Source organism: Pseudomonas fulva, assembly GCF_023517795.1.
Taxonomy (GTDB): domain Bacteria; phylum Pseudomonadota; class Gammaproteobacteria; order Pseudomonadales; family Pseudomonadaceae; genus Aquipseudomonas; species Aquipseudomonas fulva_D.
Genome location: NZ_CP082928.1, coordinates 3,307,616 through 3,330,843, shown reverse-complemented (window position 1 = coordinate 3,330,843; position 23,228 = coordinate 3,307,616). Strand labels below are relative to the sequence as shown.

Annotated in this window: 14 protein-coding genes and 2 pseudogenes; 6 read left to right on the top strand and 10 right to left on the bottom strand. The window is 54.1% G+C overall.

Translation table 11 applies throughout. From position 1 onward, the window contains the following. Positions 1 to 4: 4 nt before the first annotated feature. Positions 5 to 2,173: pseudogene (gene hrpB, locus K8U54_RS15145) on the bottom strand (ATP-dependent helicase HrpB); the annotation flags it as partial. A 73-nt stretch (positions 2,174 to 2,246) separates the two neighbouring features. Between hrpB (K8U54_RS15145) and K8U54_RS15140 the strand changes: the two are divergent. From K8U54_RS15140 to K8U54_RS15125, 4 genes are read left to right on the top strand one after another with little or no spacing between them, the layout of a single operon-like run. Further along, entirely contained in the window at positions 2,247 to 4,496 is a 2,250-nt protein-coding gene (locus tag K8U54_RS15140; protein ID WP_249906592.1) for a hypothetical protein, read from the top strand. After that, positions 4,486 to 6,600 (top strand): site-specific recombinase, encoded by a 2,115-nt coding sequence (locus tag K8U54_RS15135; protein ID WP_249906591.1) that lies wholly within the window; start codon positions 4,486 to 4,488, stop codon positions 6,598 to 6,600. Before K8U54_RS15140 ends, K8U54_RS15135 begins: the two co-directional genes overlap by 11 nt. Further along, positions 6,593 to 7,192, top strand: a complete 600-nt coding sequence (locus K8U54_RS15130; protein WP_249906590.1) for a hypothetical protein — start codon at positions 6,593 to 6,595, stop codon at positions 7,190 to 7,192. The genes K8U54_RS15135 and K8U54_RS15130 overlap by 8 nt, the downstream gene beginning before the upstream one ends. Then, a complete protein-coding gene (locus K8U54_RS15125) occupies positions 7,189 to 8,631 on the top strand; it encodes a site-specific integrase (protein WP_249906589.1) in 1,443 nt (480 codons plus the stop codon). Before K8U54_RS15130 ends, K8U54_RS15125 begins: the two co-directional genes overlap by 4 nt. 51 nt (positions 8,632 to 8,682) lie before the next feature. Here K8U54_RS15125 and hrpB (K8U54_RS15120) read toward each other — a convergent pair whose 3' ends face one another. From hrpB (K8U54_RS15120) to K8U54_RS15095, 6 genes are all read right to left on the bottom strand, one after another. Further along, entirely contained in the window at positions 8,683 to 11,235 is a 2,553-nt protein-coding gene (gene hrpB, locus K8U54_RS15120; RefSeq protein ID WP_249906588.1) for an ATP-dependent helicase HrpB, read from the bottom strand. Between the two features lie 401 nt (positions 11,236 to 11,636). After that, complete coding sequence (locus K8U54_RS15115; protein WP_249906587.1) at positions 11,637 to 13,817, bottom strand: DEAD/DEAH box helicase; 2,181 nt, start codon at positions 13,815 to 13,817, stop codon at positions 11,637 to 11,639. Next, positions 13,814 to 15,430 (bottom strand): HamA C-terminal domain-containing protein, encoded by a 1,617-nt coding sequence (locus K8U54_RS15110; protein WP_249906586.1) that lies wholly within the window; start codon positions 15,428 to 15,430, stop codon positions 13,814 to 13,816. Before K8U54_RS15110 ends, K8U54_RS15115 begins: the two co-directional genes overlap by 4 nt. Positions 15,431 to 15,648: 218 nt before the next feature. Continuing rightward, a complete protein-coding gene (locus K8U54_RS15105) occupies positions 15,649 to 16,773 on the bottom strand; it encodes a hypothetical protein (RefSeq protein ID WP_249906585.1) in 1,125 nt (374 codons plus the stop codon). After that, positions 16,757 to 17,401 carry a Cap15 family CBASS effector gene (locus K8U54_RS15100; protein ID WP_249906584.1) on the bottom strand — a complete coding sequence of 215 codons (645 nt, stop codon included), beginning with the start codon at positions 17,399 to 17,401 and terminating at the stop codon, positions 16,757 to 16,759. The genes K8U54_RS15105 and K8U54_RS15100 overlap by 17 nt, the downstream gene beginning before the upstream one ends. Before the next feature lie 76 nt (positions 17,402 to 17,477). Then, a complete protein-coding gene (locus K8U54_RS15095; protein WP_249906583.1) occupies positions 17,478 to 17,747 on the bottom strand; it encodes a BPSL0761 family protein in 270 nt (89 codons plus the stop codon). A 425-nt stretch (positions 17,748 to 18,172) separates the two neighbouring features. On the opposite strand from K8U54_RS15095, the gene K8U54_RS15090 reads away from it, so the two are divergent. Further along, on the top strand, positions 18,173 to 19,741 hold the full coding sequence (locus K8U54_RS15090) for a hypothetical protein (RefSeq protein ID WP_249906582.1): 1,569 nt from the start codon (positions 18,173 to 18,175) through the stop codon (positions 19,739 to 19,741). Positions 19,742 to 19,826: 85 nt separating this feature from the next. Then, entirely contained in the window at positions 19,827 to 20,585 is a 759-nt protein-coding gene (locus K8U54_RS15085) for a hypothetical protein (protein ID WP_249906581.1), read from the top strand. 372 nt (positions 20,586 to 20,957) lie between these two features. Here K8U54_RS15085 and K8U54_RS15080 read toward each other — a convergent pair whose 3' ends face one another. The 3 genes and pseudogenes from K8U54_RS15080 to K8U54_RS15070 all read right to left on the bottom strand — a co-directional run bounded on the left by K8U54_RS15080 (position 20,958) and on the right by K8U54_RS15070 (position 23,031). Continuing rightward, a complete protein-coding gene (locus tag K8U54_RS15080) occupies positions 20,958 to 21,146 on the bottom strand; it encodes an AbrB/MazE/SpoVT family DNA-binding domain-containing protein (RefSeq protein WP_249906580.1) in 189 nt (62 codons plus the stop codon). 122 nt (positions 21,147 to 21,268) lie between these two features. Beyond that, positions 21,269 to 22,484: pseudogene (locus K8U54_RS15075) on the bottom strand (DUF3422 domain-containing protein). A 124-nt stretch (positions 22,485 to 22,608) separates the two neighbouring features. Next, complete coding sequence (locus K8U54_RS15070) at positions 22,609 to 23,031, bottom strand: hypothetical protein (RefSeq protein WP_249906579.1); 423 nt, start codon at positions 23,029 to 23,031, stop codon at positions 22,609 to 22,611. Positions 23,032 to 23,228: the final 197 nt, after the last annotated feature.

The window sequence follows — 23,228 nt, the reverse complement described above, 5'->3', positions numbered from 1 at the left end:
GCCGCTACTTGCGCGGTTTGGCCCGCGCCGTGGGCTCGGCGATCAGCGGGTCGTCGGGCCAGTAGTGCTTCGGGTAGCGGCCCTTCAAATCCTTCTTCACCTCGGCGTAGGTGGTGCGCCAGAAGTTGGCCAGATCCTGGGTCACCTGCACCGGGCGCCGCGCCGGAGACAACAAGTGCAGCAGCACCTGTTGCCGGCCATTGGCGATGCGCGGCGTTTCGGCCAGGCCGAACAGCTCCTGCAGGCGCACCGCCAATACCGGCGGGTGCTCGCTGTAATCCAGGCCGATGCGCGAGCCGGACGGCACCGGCAGGCTGCGCGGCGCCCATTCGTCCAGGCGCTGGGGCAGCGGCCAGGGCAGCAGGGTCTGCAGCATCGCGTGCAGATCGAGATTGCCGAAGTGGCTGAGCCGGGTGACCTTGCCCAGGTAGGGCGCCAGCCAGGTTTCCAGGCTGGCCAGCAACGCCGCATCGGAGACATCCGGCCAATCGCTGGCGGCCTGGTGTTGCAGATCGAGCCCGCGCAGCAGCATCACCCGCGCCTGCCACTGGCGCAGCTCCGGCGTCCAAGGCAGCAGCGCAAGCCCTTTGCGCCGCACCAGGCCAAGCAGTGCCGTGGTGCGCGCCTCGGCATCCAGTCCCGGCAGCGCCTCGCAGCTCAGCACCAGATCACCCACCTTGCGCTGCCGCTCGGCGCGCAGCACGCCTTCGCGCTCGTCCCATTCGAGCAGATCCTGGCTGCTCACCTGCTCGGCCAGCACCGTGTCGAACAGTGCGGGGTCAAGCTCGGCGGCGAGATAGATGCGTTCCTCGCGCTGGCCCTGGCGGCTGCCCAGGTCGGCGACCACCAGCCAGGTGTGCTTCATCAAGGCATCGGCTTCGCCGAACTGCGCGGCGCGCCCGTTGGCCAGGCGATATTCGGCGCCGGCCTCGCGACGCTGACGGGCGATGCGATCGGGATAGGCGAAGGCCAGCAGCCCGCCCAGCCAACGACCGTGCCCGGGGTCGCTTACGGGCTCGCTGACCGGCACCCGGCGCAAGTAACCCTGGAATTGTTTGGCCAACTGCCGGGCGCGCTGCACACCACCATTAGCACCGCGCGTCGCCCGGCTCTCACCCGATAACAGCGCCAGGCGACTATGCAGATCGGCACCGCCGCCTCGTTGTATGTCGCGCTCGCCCAGCAGCGCCGCCAGATCACAGGCCAGTTCGCCAAGGCCGAGTGCCTGGCCGCGCAGCAGCAGATGAGCGATACGCGGATGGGCCGGCAGCTCGGCCATGGCCTGGCCGTGGGCGGTCAGCACACCACGCTCGTCGAGTGCGCCGAGGCGCTGCAACAGATCGCGCGCCTGGGCGTAGGCTGCAGCGGGCGGCGGGTCGAGCCATACCAGGTCATCTACCTCCACGCCCCAGCGCGCCAATTGCAGTGCCAGGCCGGCCAGGTCGGCCTGGAGAATTTCCGCCGCGCTGTATGCAGGCAATTGCTCGTGCTGGGCCTGTGACCACAGCCGGTAGCAGGCCCCCGGCTGCAGGCGACCGGCCCGCCCGGCACGCTGGGTGGCCGAGGCCCGGGAGATGCGCCCGGTATCCAGGCGCGTCATGCCGCTGCCCGGGTCGAAACGCGGTACCCGCGCCAGGCCGGCATCGACCACCACGCGCACGCCGTCGATGGTCAGGCTGGTCTCGGCGATATTGGTGGCCAGCACCACCTTGCGCAGCCCCGCCGGCGCCGGCTCGATGGCCGCGCGCTGGGCCGACAGTTCCAGCTCGCCATGCAACGGGCAGACGCGCACGTCGCTGCGCCCGCCCAGGGCCTCCTCCAGTTGCTCGGCCACCCGGCGAATCTCCGCCTGGCCGGGCAGGAATACCAGCAGGCTGCCCGGCTCGTCGTCCAGGGCCTGCAGGACCGTCTGCAGTACCCGCGGCTCCAGCCACTCGCCAGCCTGCCACGGCGCGCCCCAGTGCATATCCACCGGGAACATGCGCCCTTCACTGCGCAGCACCGGCGCGTCATCGAGCAACCCGGCCAGGCGCTCGCCCTCCAGGGTCGCGGACATCAGCAGCACCTTGAGCGGCGCTTCGCCACTGTCGGCGCCGCGAAACATCGCCCGGCCATTGAGGGTCAGCGCCAGGGCCAGGTCGGCATCCAGGCTGCGTTCCACTGTTTCCCCATAATGTCCCTAATTGTCAAGCTGAGAAAACCTTCTATTCTTGGCGTTAAGAACGAATTTTTGAGCCTAGAAAATCATGACAATCATCAAGTATGAGGCCTCGCTAGGGAACTACCCTCTCCGATGGGTATCCGTGGAAGCCAAGGCGGTCATCGAAGCACGGATGATCAGCGCAGATGCCTCGCACAGCCAGGCTTTACGCATGATCGAGTGCGTTGCCCAACTATCGGAAACTCCGCTAGGTGCGGCTTGCCTGACCGATGGTTCGATCAAAAAGGTGGTTGGGTTGCTCCTTGCGGCGATTAACCAGGGCAGCCTGATAAACCTAGGTATGCAGGCGCACCGTAGGTACATCAGAAAATTCGAATCGCTCGTCATGCAGGATCAGGACAATGGTAGGTCATACGACGGGGAGACTCTTGCAGCGAACGCGGCTGAAAACTGGAGGCAGCTGGCAGCTGATTGCCCGGAAGACACCCTGCGATACTGGAGCGGCTGGCCTTTGTTCAGCCGGAAGCAGCACACCAAGTACCTCTCCATCCAGAACGTTTGGATCTCCCATGGCAGCGCCTTCGCGGAGCAAATCTATGGAGCCTTGCACAGCTACTACCTGAAACAGGCAAGGCCGGCGATAGCGGTACATAACAAGATCCTCAATCACATCGCTCTGAATCATGACAAATGGCCGACAGAAGCATTTAAAGACCCCGACCGTGTAAGTGAACTCTTTCAGGACGTGATGAGCGATACGTTTCTGGACATGCATGACGGCGGACGTGATACCGACTCCTATGGCCGCATCTGGAACACCACCATGTTGTGTGTTGAGCAGTCGCTAATCGCCCGAGATATCTGGGCGGCACCTTACGATGGCTTACCCAGGGCACCAGCAAACCCAGACGGCACTCGCCACTGGCACCGCGTTGGAAAAGACGGAATTGAGTTTGTTGGTAAAACAATCACTCGCATCCCCATTGAGATCACCGATGAACAAGCGATGAAAATTTTGTTCGGAGAGATACAGTCTGATCTGAAAACCGTTCTGGAATGGGCGCAAGACAGAGCGTGCAACCTGAGAAGTCGTGCCGTGATGCGCAGGTATATCGGGACAAGATCAGATGCCAGCACCGCCCTGCTCAATCACAGCCCTAGGTATATTTACGAGTGCAGGACGTTTGAAGCTGACGGATTCCGTAGCGGCACGTATTACAAAAAAATTACCTACGGAATGCGTCTGAAGACTGAGCTCTCCTACAACTTCGGCCTCCCGATCGCCAATAGTCTTTTCCCCTTTCAACTGCTCATAGTTAATCAGAATCCAGCTATAACTCCGACTTATCTCTATGACTTGGTACTGTTTAAACCGAACGGTGACCCGTACGGTTTCAGGCGTATCGACGGCGTATACTATCTCACTAGCCGAAAAGACCGTCTTGGGCCCGAGAAAGCTGAACAGACCTTAGTCCTGAATACCGCTGCTGCCAAGCTTGTCATGCAGGTGATTCGTATCACTAGGCCACTCCGTGAGCGCCTCAAGAAAGACGGCAACGACGCTTGGCGATATCTGTTTCTCACCTGCGGCCAGGCTATGGACTACCCGAGGAAAGCGTCACCTACTCAAATTAACAAAACTACGCTGGCATATTCCAGCGGGAAAGAGCTTCTCTCACAGTTTTCTGAATTCACCTCAAAGCGAGGCGAGGAGCTTTTCGATTTCTTGTGCAGAATTAGTTTAGCCAGCATTCGAGCCACGACCGGCCTGAACGTGTATATCGAAACGGGCAGCATTACAAAGATGGCGAAAGCCCTTGGTCAAGCATCAACTAGCGTGACGCTCAAGCACTACCTTACCAAGGCAATTCTTGACTTCTTCGAAGTCCGGTGGGTGCGAATATTCCAACGAAATATGGTGTGTCTGGCAATGGAGGACAGTCCGTATCTCTTCAAAGCCAGCAACTTCAAAAACATGGAAGAGCTCGACACTTTCCTAAAGAATCACGCACTAAGCGAAATCCCTTACCATATGAAGGATCCCGAACGAAAAGAATCAGCAACAACAACCCCTGATACCGTTTATATTCATGTCAGTGTTGGCATTCTCACAATCTTATTATCTCTTGAAATGGCCGTCGGGCTGGCCAAAATAAAATCGATCACGGAGAAGCCTGCTCTCATTAATGGTTACGCTGCGTACTGGAGCCAGTTTTGCAAAGTGCTTGTGAACGACATCCAAAAAAGCCATGACCGGGTCTTGACAGGCTACTTAGAGACTGCACGCGCACATGCGAGCGCTGACCTAGCTAAAGAGTTCATCTATGAAGCCTAAAAGGGAGATTCCCGAAAAGCTCTCATTCCTGAAGAGCCTGAAAAAGCCTTCTTCCGAAAGCTACCGTAACGCCCCGTGGCTGTTGAACGACTTCAGCCAAAAAGTCTGGCACGTCGACTTCGGCTACAAAGCGCCTAAAGACCTTAACTGGCGTGTGGAATTATATGATGGGTCGGTGCTGACTGAACCGAGAAATGAGCGACTCCTAGCTAGCTTCAAGCATTTCGTGATCATAGCCACGAGTAATCATGGCTATCATGACGCTCACACTAATGGACTTAACACCCAAGTACGAAGCTTCAGTATAGCGCTGAAGATCATTGACCATCTTCTCCTGAATGCCGAGGCCTACGGTTTACTAACTGCAGGGCTGGCAGGGCTGAGTGATCAGCACCTCATGGGAATGCTGACTCAATTCGCTCAAAGCAGCTCTTCTGCAGAGTCGGTATACGAGTGGCCAGATCGCCTTTGCGCCTTTTTGCTACAACTGCGCTCGGAGACATCTGATAGTAAGATCAAAGGACTGCTAGCATCTCATCCCCACCTTTCAGTAGTCACCGAACAACAAATTGAACTGAGCCCTATTCCGATCCCGCTGAATGAGGTTCCCGCGATACGGGCCAGCTTAATCATCAATGGTTACGCATTGAACTGGAAAAGAGGGCAGCAAAACGCATTCGTCAACATACCCAAAATCAGTCACCAAATACTATCTTCTACCATCAGAGCTAAGGATGTGCGAAAGCCGCTTTACCCGATTTTAGAAATAAGCAATTACGATTGCTACCGTACAGAATACGATGCAATGCCTGTGTCTACGACCGAAGGCAGCAAAATGACTGACAACATTTTCGTGGCTTATCGAAAAGCACTGTACTCGATGGGCACACTTCACAAGCTCGGCGCTGATGCGCCATCACCCAAACATCTAAAAGCAATCCGAAACTTTGCTGTTCATGATAGCAAGGTTGGAGGTTCTTTTAGAACTGCACCGTCGGAGGTCGTTCTTAGCAGCGTTAAAAATGCCATCGAATTTCATTACACATATGGCAATGATATTATTTCATTCATGAGAACCCTGCTCGAAAAATGCCAACTGGAGAACGTGAATCTTAACAAGATCACTGATAAAGATATTCTCAACCTTTGTCCAGACTCACTGAAGGCTATGGGGGTAAAAAAGCTGGGCATCACCGCGATGAATGCAGGTTCCCCCTACGGTGGGAACTGGCCTGATCGCAAAGGAGGCCGGGAAGTCTATTACCAAAAACTAAGAGAGAATGTTGGATTTCTGGAGCTATTCGGTGTCTATGTGGGCTGTATACAGATTGTAACCGGCGCAATGACCGCTCGGCGGCTTGGCGAACTTACCGATCTCCCAGCTAAAGGAAGCCTGGACAAAACTCGGCAGTGGTTAAAGTTTTGGCTGCGCAAAAGTACTCGCGGAATGATGGGGCGGCGAAAAAGTATCATGCGCCCCATTGAGCCTGTCGCCGCGGAAATGATCGGTAATCTCGAAGCGTATCATCAGGCCCTTCTTGAGACTGGTTTCAGCGACAAAGACCTTCCACTATTCTCATCGCCAACGTTGACAGCAAAAGGCAAGCTCAGCACCGGAACATTCGTCTACCTGCGGAACCTTGACTTGTTTTGCGACTACTTCGAGACGGCCCTATGTGACGGTAAGCGCTACTATTTGCGTCAGCACCAACTCCGTCGGTTCTTTGCCATGTTGTTCTTTCACTGCGCCCAAGATGGTGACGAGTCAACAATCAGGTGGATGTTGGGACACGTTGACCTTGAGCACCTGTGGCACTATATCAACGAAAATATTGACGGCACGATTCTGGCCGGAGCCAAGGCTTACCACCTGGCTCAACAGATCTATACAAAGGGCGAAGAAGGATACACAGATCTCATGGATCTAGTCCATGAAACCTACGGAACACAAACCTACGTTAAAGGAGATGCGTCGAAACTTGAAGAGCGAATTGAGACGCTAGTAAACAAGGGATTGGTCGATGCTGAGCCTGAGTTCATTTTGGATCCAGATGGCACCAAAGTGAAAATTGTGACTACCGTCCGGAGAAAAGCTCATGAATAGGTCTGAGAAATACAGGGCTGAGGGAAAGGCCGCAATCAATTCACTCAGGGAGTTCTTATATTACATCATTTCCAATCCTGACGAATTCAAAGCCCGTGACGACCTTACCAAGGCCCTTGGCAGTCAAGGGGGCATGGTGTCGTTCAATGCTCAGGTCGACACCAGCGGAGCATCAATTAAGCTAGTTCCCATGTCGCTCAATACCGCGAAAAAGCATGCAGCAACTTGTCTACCGCAGGGCTTTGAAACGCTCGAAAAACTTAGAGACGAGGCCCTCTCAGCGCTTGCAACCTCGACAATCACGCCTATAAAGAAAACAACTAAAAATGATCTAAAGCAGCAGAAGTCAAAGCTTGAGTCAGAAGTCGAGTCACTGATAAATTCCAACTTCATCCTACTGCAGTGTGTCTCAATAGCCATTGGCGCTCTCGAATCCATTCGAACCGAAAAAGATGGTCAACAGCGAGAAAAAATCATCCTTGACACTGGCGTAACGCTGAAAGCTGCACTCAGCATCAACAAACCACCCTTCAACTCCCCAACAACGGACACCAATGTCACCCCCATTGGGAGAGGGAGGCTAAAAAAATGAGCTCAGACTTTAAAGTCCGAAGACGTGTTAAAAAGGTAACTCTCTTCAGCCATTACTCTTTGAACCGTCTTGCCGTAAAAGAAGCTGACAATCTTACATTTCTTTATTGGCCTAATGGAGAGCCATGCCACCTTGCCAATCTCTATATGATCTCGCTACGAAACCGCATAAGCATGGGCCGGAAGACTGGACTTTCGCGCCGAGGCAAGGGAGGCGGTACGATAGGTGGCTACGCGCACAAAATAAGCAGATTACTAAATTTCACTTTCAGCCTAGACATTAATCTTACCGACCTGAATGACGGGCTCTTCTGTGACTTCGTAGACGAACTCAGAATCGAAAAAAATAAATTATACCCCTCTGAACTCGCCAGAAATGAAGATACTCTCCACGACATATGCAGTGCATGTCTTTACTTTCTGGAGTTTATCGGCTCTCTTTTTGATGATGACAAATTTGTCGCAAAAAATGGGATAATCAAAGCCTATCAGGAAAAGGTAAAAAGCCCAGCAGGGTATGACACCTACGTTTGGCGACATCATACCTTCAGTTCAGGCGAGGCAGGTGAGTCGCGTAAACCTATATCGCAACACACTGTAAAAGACCTGCGAGAGGCAGCTAACAAATTCCCAAAGTCCGATCATATTGCTGCTCGAACGCAGCTTATTCTCTCAATGCTTGAGAACCTCGGGTGTCGTAGAGGTGAGTTGGCGGAAATATTGCTGGAAAGCGTGCTGGAAGCAATGGCAATGAAATTCCCCAGCCTAAAATTGATAACACTCAAGCGAGGCAGACCGCACCTGAGAACGGTGCCAGTCACTCGCATGCTATTAAATGAAATATACAACTACATAGAGCTATATAGAGTAGATATTATTGACAGGTGTCTAGGCGGAAAAGATCATGGCTTTCTTCTCGTTGCCGAGACCACTGGACGGCCCTATAGCCCGGACAGCATCACCAACGAAATTCGCCTACTTCGAAAGAATGCTAATATAAGTGAGCCAGCCACTGCCCATTTGTTTAGGCACGCATTTATCACTAACTTATTTGTACTCATGATAGAGAGACATCGCCTCAGGGATCAAGCCAGCTTCAAGAATCAGTTCATAAGCGATACATTTTTCAAGCACCAGATCCTGCAGTTAACAGGTCAGAAAACTCTCAAGGCACTAGACACATATATCAATATAGCCTTCGCGCGCGTTAACAATTACACGGCATCTGTATCTGCTGCTGATCTTTTGAGAATCCATAGGCAATTCGATGACTATTTCGATCGCCTGCTTTCAGACTACACCGAAGGTCGAATCTCCAAGGAAAAATTCCATAGGGCCTTGGCCACACTAAGAGCGGCGCGCGATTCCGACTATCAAGGCGCCGAAGAGTTAGAAACCAGGTTCCGAGATGGCATCTCCGACACGCTATTTCCAAGTTAGCGAGAGTGCTCGACCAACACTCTGGGTTGTCGCTAATCGCATACCTAGAAGCTACGTCCCGCGAGGTTTAGCCCGTGCCGTAGCCTCGGCCACTAATGGATTTTCGGGCCAGTAGTGCTTGGGATACCTACCCTTAAGATCCTTCTTCACTTCCAAGTAGGTGCTACGCCAGAAATTTGCGAGATCCTGGGTAACCTGTACAGGCCTGCGAGCCGGCGATAGAAGATGCAGAATCAGCGGCTGCTTGCCTTGAGCGATGCGTGGGGTTTCAGCCAGTCCAAAGAGCTCCTGCAGCCGCACCGCGAGAATAGGAGGATGCTGCGAGTAATCGATACGGATATTCGAGCCAGACGGCACCTGGATCGCCTGAGGTGCCTGGACTTCCAGCTCCTGCGGTAGCGGCCAAGGCAGGAGACTCCTGACTATCGACGACAGATCCAACTGACTGAAGTGGCTGAGCCTCGTGACTTTGCCCAGGTACGGCGTGAGCCATTCTTCGAGCGTATTGAGGAGATTGACATCACTTAGGTCAGGCCACTTGCTCTGTGTCTGACCATTTTGTGTCTGGCCACTCTGTGCTCGGCCATTCTGGATATCCAGCTCACGCAGCAGATTAACCCGTGCTTGCCACTGCCTTAACTCAGGGTTCCAAGGCAGGAGTTCGATGCCCTTGCGCCTCACGAGGTTTACCAGAGCGAGTGACCGAGCCTGCTCATCAAGATTTGGCAGAGGAGCGGCGGACAGTATCAACTGCCCAACCTTCAGCTGCCGCTCAGCCTTCAGAACACCTTCCCTCTCGTCCCAATCGACCTCATCCACAGACCTCACAAGGTCAGCCAGCTCGTCATCGAAAAAGGCTGGATCGAGATCACTTGCCAGGTAGATCCGCTCGTCGCGCTGACCCTGTCGGCTACCCAAGTCAGCTACCACCAGCCACTCATGCTTGTTAAGAGTATCGGGCTCTGAGAACACGGCGGCACGACCGTTGGAGAGGCGATATTCGGAAGCACTCGCACGCCTCTGGAGGCCGATTCGGTCAGGGTAGGCGAACGCCAGCAGGCACCCTACCCACCGTGGGTGATCGGGCTCGCTGACGGGACTAGAGGCCCTTCCTCGCAGCAGCGATCGGTATTGCCGAGCAGACTGCTTCACGCGCTGGAGGGAACCACCGCTTCGACGTGAATGCTGCTCGCCTGACAAGGCACTCAGCCTGGACTGAAGGTCGGCACCCGCTCCACGCAGAATGTCCTTCTCTCCCAGCAGCGCCGCGATGTTGCACGCAAGCTCGTCTAGTCCCATCGCGTTGCCTTTGATGAGCATGTGAGCGATCCGAGGATGCGCCGGGAGCTCGCTCATGGCCGAACCGTGTGGTGTTAGCTGATCAGAATCATCAAGCGCGCCAAGACGCTTCAGCAAGTCTCTGGCTTGGGCAAAGGATGCGGTTGGAGGTTGGTCAAGCCAGGTCATCTCTTCCGGCTTCATTCCCCACCTGGCCAGCTGCAGTGCCAGTGCCGCAAGATCCGCATGTAGGATCTCCGGGGGGCTGTAGCCGGCTATTTGCTCGTGCTGAGATTCTGACCACAGGCGATAGCAAATACCTGGCTCCAATCGCCCTGCACGTCCCGCGCGCTGGGTGGCGCTGGCCTTGGAAATACGTTGCGTGTCGAGTCGGGTCATCCCGCTGCGAGGATCGAACTTCGGTACGCGTTCAAGACCTGTGTCCACCACTACCCGGACACCTTCGATGGTCAAGCTAGTCTCGGCGATATTCGTGGCCAGAACGATTTTTCGAGAGCCCTTAGGGGGCGGGTCTATCGCCGCACGCTGGGCGCTCAGGTCAAGGTCACCGTAGAGTGGGCATACCATCACATCAGCGCGGCTGCTCAACTGTTCTTCGAGGGCCTCCGCCACCCGCCGAATCTCTGCTTGCCCAGGAAGGAACACCAGCACACTTCCTGGCTGTTCGTCAATGGCGGCCAGGCACGTCTCTGTGACTCTCGCATCGATACGCTCGCCCGGCTGATAGGGGCTACCCCAGACCGTGGAGACCGGATACATCCGTCCTTCACTGGTGACGACTGGCGCATCATTCAGCACGCTCGACAGGCGAGCACCTTCCAGTGTTGCGGACATCAGCAGCAGCTTCAGAGGAGGCTCATCACGCAGCAGTTCACGACCACTGAGGGTAAGCGCCAACGCTAGATCCGCGTCCAGATTTCTCAGATGGAATTCGTCAAAAATAACCAGGCCAACGCCATCCAACGATGGGTCATCCTGCAGTCTGCGGGCAAGAATTCCCTCAGTGACTACCTCGATCCGTGTCTTGGGCCCAACACGGCTCTCCAAGCGAATTCGGTAGCCAACAGTCTCACCGACTTTCTCACCCAATTCTGAGGCCATGCGCTCAGCTGCAGCACGGGCCGCAAGCCGTCGGGGTTCGAGCATCAGAATTGTTTGATCGCCCAGCCATGGCTGGCTGAGGAGCGCGAGAGGAACCCGGGTGGTTTTACCGGCGCCAGGAGGTGCTTGTAGTACCACTTCATGGCGATCGTGAAGGGCTTGGATAAGCGACGGCAAAGTGGCGTCGATGGGCAGCGAACTCATGATCACTCCGACAATGTCGGCGTGATTATACAAGGGTTGCACCAGTGAGGTTCACCGGGCCGCCTTGCCCTCTGATGAGCATAGTGGCGAGCCTTTCAGGCTGTCGTGAACCAAGCCTCCAGGCTCTGCCAGGGTCTCGGCCCTTCGGGCTTCCATCCTGCTCGACTGCGCGCTCCGCTTGCGTTTAGCTCATCCGTAATCGATCCAATATCAGCCTTTAGGTTGATCAGAGAGGACAAACTAACGCTGATTTGGCTCGTCCTGTTGCTGCATTACCGGGCGAATCACAGACTGGGTTGACGAGGAAATCACGCAGAACGAAACAAGCCTGATGCTGGTACCAAATTTTTGGCTACATACAGCCCACAACCTCAAGCTGGCTTCAACTTTCAGGCCCCGCCTCACACATCCCCCAGCGCGCGCTTGACGAAGCTCTGGTCGACGTCCCCCATGAACCTCCAGGCCTGCTTGTTCTGCCGGAGATAGTTTGCCAACTCATCCACCCCCGCTCCTTCTGGGAACTCCAGCAGCGACGACATGCGGTGTAGCGTCTGGATAGGGATACCTATCTCCTCAAGTGCATTCACTCCAGCAGGGAGATGGAAGCTCTCAAAAGTCATTCTGACGTGGCTGTAGTCAATCGTACCGCGCACGCCCCTTTTGGGAGCGTGCAAGCGGACTACATCTTCCAGCAGCCCGAGTACCTTGGGGATGGTATAGCCGAAGGCATTGCTTACCAGCTTCAGATCATTGTTTAGCGCAGAAGAAAGGTTTAGTTCCTCACCGTCCCTAATCTTCTGCTTTGTGTAATCAACCTGACCTTTCAGATACGCCGAGTAACTCTCTGCTTTCTGATAACTCGTCAGCTTGGCCAGGATGGTATCTGGATACTTGGTCTGCAGCCCATTTGCGGTAAACGCTTTGGGCACAAGCTGGCTGCTGATCTTGGTCAAGGTTTTCAGAAAGCCAGTTGCTGGCGACCAGTGAAACACGAGCGAATCAAACTCGTCCTCACTAAGCATCTCAACCATGCTGTACAACTGCTCGAACTGCTCCATCCGGAAGTAGGAGTGCTTCTTGACCAGATCGATAGAAAACCGATCCTGGGAGAATTCGGTTTCGAACCTGCCTTGGGAATATTCAGTCAGGTGATCAGGCTGCGCGCTCGCGAGTAGGTTCAGGGGTGTATCTGCATCCTGAATCCCCAGTGGTACATCGACCTCCTGATTCAGATTGTCCTGCGGTACATCTTCGAGGCAAAAAACCTTGCCTACGAAATGGATGCCCATCCGACCCGCACGGCCTTTTATATTGCCATGAGTAAACTTATCGATTGCACGCGTTCCGTTTCGGTTGTCATAGATGACGACATTTTTCGCAATCGTGTTCACCCCCTCAATGATGGTGGAAGTGCACAGCAGAAAGCGCAGGTCGCCGTCATTGAATCGGTCAGCGGTGTATTGCTGGAGAGCGCGAGGGAGACCGCCGAAATGCAGGCCAATACCGTTCCTGAGGGCATAGGTGTAGTCCCATTCAGGATCGAATTCCTCGGCAACCCAATCGATATGCTCACTCTGGAAAGGCTGGCCGTATCCAAGCCGAACAAGCTCGCGGGCAACCTTCCCAGCGACTCTAGGCGACTTGCAGTAGATGATCGTGGCTCCCTTGCACTGCGGGGCGATAGTCGCCAACATTTTCAGCTTGCCTACGTCGTCGTCAGGACTTACACCGAACGTCTGTACATCGACGGCCACAGTGTTGAAATCAGCGGAGATGAACGTGTGATCATGTCCTAGCTCCGTCAAGCCACGAATGCTGTTTATGAAGGGCCCGGTGAGGTAGAACTGCTTAGACACCTTCAGCAGCTTACTAAGGGCGATATTCAACTCAATGACTCGCTCGTCCTTGAAGTCAGTAGTGCCATTTTTGAGCTGCTGAAAGGCCAGTTTGTAAAACTCGTCGATAACAAAAAGATCGATGAACTTGATGTCGTCTCGCTCGTTAACCCGCTCTTGAGTAAGAACGTAAACGACCCACTCGCTACGGCACTCTTGCGAGCTGTGGTGGATGATCTGATAGACCTCACCAAAGCGCTCTTGGAGACGCCTGCGCGTCTCGTCAGCTAACGCAACGGTTGGTACCACTAAGACGACACGCTTCAGGCGTCCTAGTCCCAACAGCGAGTCGACGATAGCGCTCTTACCCATGCTGGTCGGAGCGCTGAGCACGACGTTGCGACCAGCCTTGAGTAAGTCGAATACTCGAAACTGCATCGAGTGAAAGACGTAGTCTTCGGAGAAGGGGGTTCGGTACACATCCAGGGCGATTAAGTCCCCTTGGGAAAGGTCAGAAAACTCTTTCTTCAAGTAAGGGAACAGGCCTGCCTTCCTGACCATATTGCGCAAAATGACGGCATGGTCGATGAATCTCTCACGTGCATCGAGTGCCCTAATTGCCAGGTCTCTGCCGAGGGAGGTGGAAACCGGGTTGGACAAGAGGGCGTTGACCGCCGATAGGTACCGGAACGCTGAGAACCCATCCTCATCTAAGCTCTGCTTGGCTACATCGTAAATTTCTTTCATACGGCCTTCCTGACCTGCTCGTCCACTAGCTGAGTCAAAATTGCCAAGCTTGGTGCGGGGTAGATGAACACATCGATCGTAAGTTTTGCGAACGTCGGGTTGTGCTTTAGGTCGCCTGCAAACGCTTCGAAAAGAGCCGCCGTTTCCTGCTCCAGATGATCTTCATATCCAAGAGTTTCAGGGTCGGTCAGCAACGAAGAATCGTAGCCGACGAACACCAAAAATCTGAATCGATCTAGGTGTGCATCAAATGGGTTGCTCTCGTCGAGGATGACGTCGATGTCATGACGCAGCAGGTAGCTGTCGTCCTTGATATCGAGAATCTTGCCCCGTGCGTTACTGAAACATCCGGTGATTTCCTCATAGAGCTCCTCGCGAATCTCAGACAAGCGCGTAGAGATATTGGAAGTAGTCACAAGCTCACTGAAGCCAACCCATAGCTGATCGCCCTCCGGGTCTCGCCGAACGATATGGACGTTCTCAAGGATCTTTGCTTCGTCCTGACCGTCGAGGTAAAGCAAGCACGGAATGGGCTGGCTCGCGTGCATTTGCCGTATCGCGGCATGAAGAAGCACTCGCCCCAGGAATGAACGAGCATCTGCCAAAGAAGCGAACACTGTGTTTCTCAATCGCTGGCCTAGCTCGACAGCCGATAACTTGTGGATGTCTGCGAGTTCACTGGGACGAAGGAACACTTCATCGAGCCATTTGCACACGTTGTCGACGATGTGTTTATAGCGGTAGCGCGTGAGGCTGTACTGTTGATGCAGGACACGCCCATTACGCTTGGCGCACGAGGTGGCCAGCGGATTGCGAAACGGAACAAGGATATGAGGTAACTGGCGTTTGACGTAGACCTTACGCCCTGCCTGCTTCTGATCCTCCTCGACCAGACCTTCGAACCACTTATTCAAATCCGCTCGAAGGTAGGATTTGCTGTCGACGGAGTGGATTCTGCGTGACATGGCCCCTTTGCGGGTGACGGTGTCCAAAATGCCTCGCCAGATGTCCTCTGCCGAGGCCTCGGTGCTTAATATCACACCGTGAAGATCATACGCGGCCCTTCGAATGTTGCTGATCCCCAGCAGTTCAATCTCGCGCATGGTTCGGAAAACCTCCCACAGCGCAGCGTCTACCCAGGTCGCTACGCTCACTCCATTGGGGGCAACATAGTTATTGGTCTTCTCGTTCAGGTAGTCGATAAGATCATCGCGCCCAGGTTTTCCAGTGCGCTCGCCATGGTTGATGAGCAGGTACTCGAGGGTGACGTTGACCGGATGCTCTGTGACGACCCTGAATCTTCTGGGCACGGTGAGCGTGGGTTCGCTCTGCATTGACTTATGTATGATCGAGCTGCCCGGAATCTTCCTTTTGTCGGCGCCTTTGCTGAGGACTAAAAGGTCGTTTCTCGCCCAGTGGGTCTTCGTAGTTGTCTTCACCTGCACGAATTCAACAAAGTCATCGCAGACGACATCAATATCGTCAGTGACCTCACATCGTACGCGTTGGATTTTTTTGTCACGCAGCATCTGAGTGACGTAATAGGCAGCGACACAATCCTGGAAGATGAAGCCGTGCTTGGCAGCGACTCCGCCAGAGTCATTAGGTTCCATCTCGACATCCATGGCAGCTTTGACCACGGAATTTATGGTAATAGCAACCCTGCGTCTAGATTATAGGTGGCACATTGCCTCATTTAGCGGCTACCACTGCCTTTCGAAAGGTCTTTCTGTCCCCAAACTGGCCAAAAACGAAGTCTGCAACGGCCTGGCTGCCTCCTCTCGTAGTTCATAACGAAAGGTGAACGGAGCCACAGTCCCCCCGCTCCCGGTTAGATGGCCAGACGCATCACGACATTACGACTAGCCTCAAGGCTCGGCTTAGCCTGGAGGCTGAGCGCAAAGCTTTGCTCCCTTCCAACCTCACGTACCAGCTCGTCCATGGCATGGGAAACAGCCAGTAGCCCATCGAACTTACTTTCATCGTCAAAAATGGCTCTTGAGCCATCTGGTACACGCAGCCGTCTGGCCTCCTCGTTGTGAATATAGAGGTAATCCAAGTAGCGCTGTGTCTCAGCTAAGATTGCCAGTTCGAACACGGCACCAACGGCCAGATTACCCAGGTTGGCGTGATACATGATCGAGGCGAGGTCGAAGCTGGAAAGACTCACCTTGCGTCCTTCCGCTTCCAGTTCGGCCTTGATGTTCTTGCACAGCCGGATCGACTTTCTCAGCCCACCGTGCGTAGTGTTGCAACGCTCGGTGATTTTCTTGATGTGCAAGAACGGCCAATTGTCGAGCGTGGACATCTTCTTGGCGTCGAGAATCGTGACCGCTCGATCGTGCTTCTGCCGTGACGCTTGATAGGCTGTCGTGTCATACCAATGCGCCGGCACAACGTCGACAGGGCGGGCAAGTGAAGCACCGTAAACTTTCACGGCCTTGGCGCCCTTCGTATCCACCGTGGCAGCTGGAAATGCCGCGCGCAGCGCCCTCTCCGTATCCGAACGCAACGAGCTCAGTACGCTAACCGAACTTCGCCCAGAAGCCGGAGTGTAAAGGCCGGCTGCAGCTACAGCTCCGCCAGGATCGTAGGTGAAGAAGCTGGTATCCAGCACGAGTAAATCGACATCGCTGACCCCGCGAATGTGGACATTGAGAGGAACAGAGCCCTGCAGCTCAAACTCGACATTTGCACTCAACCGCTTTTCCAACTGATTGCGGACGCGATCTGCTGTTTCCAGGCTGATACGCGTGTAGGTCGGGTCTACCTCCTGCATCGCCCCCAATGCAAAGGTTGTGTAGGGCTTATCACGAGCACGACGTTCCCACACCTCCTGGGTACGACTGTGATTGACGATGAACTCTTTAGCGTCCTGGGCAACCACAGACGATCGATCTAGTCCTGAGCGCCGAGAGCGCAGCCGGCTGATTCTGTCGTTAACTCCGTTGCTCATACTTCTTCCTCAGCTCCATCTGCCCGTAAGTAGGCCGCCCATAGCCATTGAAATAGTCGCCAGAGGCAGTATCCAGTGATTTTGAAAACAGCAGATTTGCGCTGCCTTGATGCCCCCTGAGTTCGGGTTCACCAGGTCTCGGGTCATTTCTGTAGTTGTACAGCAGCGTGTAACCGTCCGATTCGTCATAGGCCAACGCTGCAGTAATGCTTTGAGAAGACGACTGAGCAGTCTTGAGGCGAACGCGGATCTTGTCCCAGGTCTGAGTAATGCTTACGACGGCGTGCCAGGTGAAGCGGACATTGCCTTGGTCGTCCAGCGTAGTGCCCGTACATTCCCATTCCCCCGAAAGGTCGGGCACCTTGAGTAACTTGACTGCCCAAGGCAATTTCCACACTGCTCGGCTGAATACCGCGTACAGGATGGTGAATACGACACCTGCTCCTATAAGGGACATCACTGTCGGGGGGAGATTGGCTGGCAGGCCGAAATGCTTCGCCAGATCCACAAGCGTCAGCACAACGAATACCAATCCCGCAGAGACGCCGCTTGCCAGCAGCGTAATGTAGCGACCAATCACTGCTCGGTTAACCCCTCCGAGCAAGCTGTACTCATGATCGTGCACCATGTGTCTAGAACCATCCGGTGGTTAAAAAGCGACTTGGCAGGTATGCCTGATGAGGTACTGGAAGGAGAGCCTGAGCTTAAACCTCTGACGCATCAGCGTTGATGAGAGCTTGAAGTTGCTCCGCTGACTCACCCTCGCCCAGTGAAAAAAAGACCTGACTGAAACCTACCGTCTCCTGCAGGTAGCTTTCTCGCCTGGCAAGAGTCAGCACGTCTTGCCCAGTAGGAAACTGCTCCAACAGCTGTTGAGCAGTTTGCTGAATATCCACTGGCAGCCGTGTATCTCGACTCAGGCTTTTCAGGAATTGGCGAGTTGCCACAGTAGCAATCGTACGGCGTATAGGCATGAAGCGCTCCATTGACCAGAAGCAGCAACCACCCAAGGCTGCGCTCTGTTGATGGAGCACTATTCTAACTGACCTTCGTGATAACCGCGTCACAATCGATCATCACGAGCATGCCTGCTTCCACCCGGCAGGTAACGGCTTGCAGTCGAGATCCAGCATATGGCCCGTCGATATAAAAACCGCCCTCGAAGCGGAACATCTCAGAATGATGAGCGCGCAGCAGTAGGTGCAAAACACCCCTGCTGTGTAATCCAGGGGGACTTAAAAGTAAGGTCAGCAGTTCCGATAAAGCCAATCCTGCTCGCCCCCCGGTTGACCGCAACAAGCGCTTGGGAAACCCTCCCATCACAGCCAGCTTTGACCATGGCATTCTAGCTGCATGCTCAGGTTCGCTTGGCGAGCCACAAACCACACAAGGAAAGGCCATGGCTGATATTGGGAGAGGCGGGGAGCATTTTTTTATGGCGCTCTGCGCAGCGGATGGCATTACCGCCAATCAATCACATGCCGACCGCAATGGATGGGACGTTCTGATCGAGGTTGATCAGGATACAGCGTCACTGACTCAGCAGACGCTGCACGAACCTGTGATGACGGGAACTGTGCAGGTGAAGTCGACCCGCTCCAAGTCACTTAAAGTGAACGTCACCCTGTCCAATCTGCGCAAAATGGCCACGAGCTCACTCCCCGCTTTCTACTTGCTGATGGACTATTCGCGAGGCCAGCTACCCTCCAGAGCCTTCCTCATCCATGTGGACGAGGCGTTGATCCAACGAATCCTAGAGCGAGCCAATATACATCTGGTAGCGGGCGAGCAAAACCAGCTGAACAAGCACAAAATGACTATCGATTTCAGCCTAGGTCAAGAGCTAACGCTCGATGGCTCAGTTAGATTGAAGACTGAACTCTTGAACGCGATTGGCAACTCGCAAGCTGAGTACACGGATAGGAAACAGCGTTTCCTGAAGTCCGTCGGTTTTGAGAACGGTAGCCACCTGATGCGCTTCAATCTGGTGGGTGAGGAGAATCTCCAGGCAATGATCAATGCGACCCTCGGAAAATGGGGGCCTGTTGAACTTCAGGACATACAGATCATTGCCCAGCGCTTCGGCGTTGAAGACCCTAAAAGCCGAAGACATGCGTCGGTAGCCACACTGGTCATAGAGCCGTCTGCCCCGTCTACTATTGGCATGCTGACGTTGCGCAACATTCGCACCGGCGACAGCGTCGAAATTGACGCTACTTTCCATGTCAGCGCGCTGCATTCAGTCCTTCCCTCGCACATGCTTCAAATTCGGATCGACTGCGGATTGTTCGACTGGTACATCAACTCGGATGGAACAGAAGCAAAATTTGTCTCTTCGCTGGATCCGCAAGCGCCCGTGAAACTCGAAGACCTGTGCAGCTTTCTACAGGCCATCCGGCTGCTGACACAGCCAGAAGGGCTGTCCGTGGACATGGACTTCAATGGGCGCAAAGCTTCGTTCAAGGTGAATGGCGGGGTAGGATTGCCTGACTATCCGGGCATCCTAGAAGTAGCGGAGGCCCTCCTTGAACTGAAAATGATGTTTAGAGACCGAGGGCATCTGGAGGTGAGCGTTGAAGAGCTGCTTCAGGGCTCCCACGACATTCGGGGATTCGGAGCGTTCCTCAAGAAACAGGTAGTGGGCAGTGTCAGCTTCACGGTGGACGGCAAAACAGAGCCCTTCGCAGCTGTGTGCCTGGTGCCACTTGAGCTGAATGTTGGCGATAAGCACTACTTAGCGGTTTTGGCGGTATCGGAAGAAATGACTCTGCTACCCAATGGCCGGTTTTCGATGCCGACCTCAAATTTCGAGGTTGTCTATCGAAGCGTGTTCAACAGCAGTGAACGAACAAGTGACACCACGCTGCAACAGTTACAGCGGGTTGTGGATGAATACAGCCATCCGTTGCCGATCATATGCCTTATGGAACTGCAAGCGCCCGCGTCAGAGAATCGCAGGCTGCAATAGATGGCATAGTCGCTCAGACTGCCACCTAATTTCCGCCTTCGCCAACCAAAAACACCATCGTGACGTGAGCAGGATGAATTGATCGATGAGCTCAATAAAAGAGCATTTTTTCGAACGCGAACAGGAGCTATGCCTGGCCTGGATCAAGAAGACCTACGGCATTGAGATTGACCCGGACGAAGATTTCGAAACGTGGGAAAGGATGGCCGCCGAGTACTCGTCGATGCGCGATGCATTCGAAGAAGAGGCTGAATATCGATGGTTGGAGCGGCACTCACATAACACGTTTTTCAACGAGTTTTTGCAGGAGCTGGCAACGGCCTCAGACCTCCTGAATCAGCCGCTGGATACCGACAAGGCCCAGACGCTCTACAAGCTCGTCTATGCCCACTCCGTGACCCTGCTCGAATCACTCATCAGCTCGGTCATCCGTTCACTGGTAGTGAGCCACCCGACCTTCATGCTCAACATAGCGAAAGACTACGACGACTTGAGCAAGAAGAAATTCACGCTCAAGGAGATCATTGACCAGCCGAAGGGTATGGAAAGTATCGTGCTGAATACGCTATCCACCCTCTCCTTCCACAACCCCTCGACCATTAAAACGGTGATGGGCGCAGCGTTCGGGAAACACATGTCAGAGCTCGATTTGAACAAAATCAGTCCGATCTGCTCCACACGACATGACATCGTGCACCGTAACGGGAGAACAATCGATGACCTACCTATACAGCTCGATCTTGCGCAAGTGCAGCAAGCCATCCTCACCATTCGCGCATTTGCGACTGATCTGAGAGGCAGGATCTATAACGCTGTAGAGGACGACGAGTCCGAACCGTTCTGAACGCCTACCGAGAACCACTGCGCACGGCAGAGGTACCTGAATACCTTTACGTTACGAGGCAGTTTTTGGTAATGCGATAACGTTGACTGATGGGGGGATTACTGCCTTGAAGAACGCGCTCCCGGACACCCAGGGGCGGACTGCAACTATGCTTCCGTACTGGACACCAACCGCGCCTGCATTTCATGCCTACAATTTAGGCCGCTGCCAGCTGCCTCTAGGGCCACGGGGGCGAGTCGACTCATTACGTCGGGGACTAGCAACCTGACGCACTTAATTTTGATCCCACCCCCCTCAAAATCCCTCTTAGGCGGAATCTCCTTAGGCGACGAACCAACATCCACCTTGAAAACGCGCACATCTGGCCAACTCTCATGACTTCCTTTCGGCATCGCGCACTTTTTTGAGAACTATCAAATCATCAACTAGCTCAACACCTAATAAATCTCCGATGCCAACGCCCATAGCCGCAAGCATCTCCGGCGGAAGGTCAATTATGACATCACCGCTACCATCGCCAGGATCTTGGCATTTCGCTGTAGTGGGTACTTTGCGATTCATAGTTTCATCTCATGCAAAGCCTATCCGACTTGAACATTCGTAAGCGCTAAATTTTGATCCCAAACTCCTCAAACGCTGCAGAGTTTTATGGCTCAGTATCGCTGGAATCTTGAAGAGGAATCTCAGTGCTCTTTCGCCTTTTTTATACGAACCAAGATGATTGCCAAAATACCGAACAACAAAGGCCCCATATAGGCCATCGCCTCTCGAGCAGAGATCGGCGCACCAAGCGTGACCACAGCGCTGTAGAACAGCTTGCACAGGCTAAAAAGGTAGTAGCTGATAGCAATGACCGAAAGGCCCTCTACGGCGCGCTGAATCTTGACTTGAGCATCTGCCCTGGCATTCAGGCTTTTCAGGATCAACGCATTCTGATCCTCCATGTCGACCTGAACACGTGCCTGTAGCAGGTCTCCGAAATTAGCAACGCTCATAGCGAGCTGATCCAGGCGCTGCTCCGTAGCAGCACAAAACCGAATCGTGGGGTTAAACCTGCGCTCAATGAAGATACCTAGACGCTGGTATCCAGGTGCATGCGTTTCCCGCAGCTCCTGCAAGCGCTCAAAAACAAGCTTCGAGTAAGCTTGGGTCGCGCTGAATCGATGCCGATGCCTAACAGCTGCTGCAACTACCTGCTTTGAAAGCAGAGCAATATCATCAAGCAAGGCCCTGGCATCAACGCCGCTCCCCGCATTCCGGTTGGAAAGCGTCAGCAACGCCTGATCATATGCATCCAGATCAGAGGCGAGTTCGCGAGCGTCTTCAAGAGAGAGTGAAGCCATCATGCGATAGGTTTCGATCTCGAGAAGCCTTCTCACCATGCGTCCCAGGCGATAGTCATTGAGTCCTTTGTTGACGAACAGAAAACGATTGTCGCCGTTCGACCTTAGCTTGAAATCACTCCAGACAACGGCATCACCATCCCCGACTTGTGAACCGCAGGGATCATTGAACTCGAACGAGTCAGGGCACGCTTCGGTATCGTTGACCGACCTCGATATGGACAGAGTTGAGAATCATCAATCGGAACGGTTCAACAAGCGCAAGAAACCGCTCAGGTGCTGGTTCCCAAGCTCGATCCCCCTCACGTGCGGGGACTACCAGAGTGAGGGTTAAGAACTCCGAGTGCTGCTCCCACTTCAGGAAACCGCCATCAAAATCGGAAATCCCGTGAGACTGGCCTTCGCCCTGCCCGCCCCGGAGAAAACAGGCTAGGAGCTCTCGGCGCTTCTGCACATTACCGAAAAAGGCCTGGTGATAGACATGTGCAGGCTCTGAAAAGTAAACGGAAGGTCGAGCATGGAGCTCGTTATGCAGCTTGTCTCTCAAGGGATGCATCGATGCAAGCTCATGAACCACTGATAGCAGTTCTGACGTTGGCATATCGCAGGTTAGTCACCAGCAAAGAATGACTTCCCGACAGGTATAAGGCTCTAAACCACAGTGGTAGCGCAGCATCACCTCAAGGTGTAGGGGAAAGCAGCCCGAGCTCGACAAGCGCTCTAATACCGTGTGCGTCTTCAACTAGGTCGATATCTGTCGGCGTCCAGCTCGAGATTTCGTGCTTGAAGATTTCGGCCGCAATGAATGGCATGACTGATATCGCCTCCAGCAGACCAACACGTCGATTCTGATAGCGGTCGACTGCGTCTAGCTTCAAAAAGAAGCAGTCGCTATAGCTAGAAAACACAAGCTGCGCGGTTGCACGCAGCTGAAGGTGCTCAACCAGTAGCGCAAGAGCCGCACCAGGGCCCCGCACAGCCTCAACAGCAGAGATCAGCTGGCTAGAGCAAAGAGGTACATCATGGTGCGCCACTTGTTCGTCGAGATCAGGTGAATGCTCTCGCTCACCACGACCAACATCTTTCGTCTGAGTCGTTTCCACTGCTACACCGCCGTTAAGATTTCTGACTGTCGTTCACAGCACTGCTGATCGGTACCGCCATTTTCGGGTGTCTTCGCCAACGGCCTTCATTGTTCATGTCGCAGGCCTCACGCTCAACCACGTACAAGCCATCAATCAAGCACAGCAGTTGATCGACCAGCTGATTTTTTCCTCATGCAGGTCGAAAGCCTACGGAG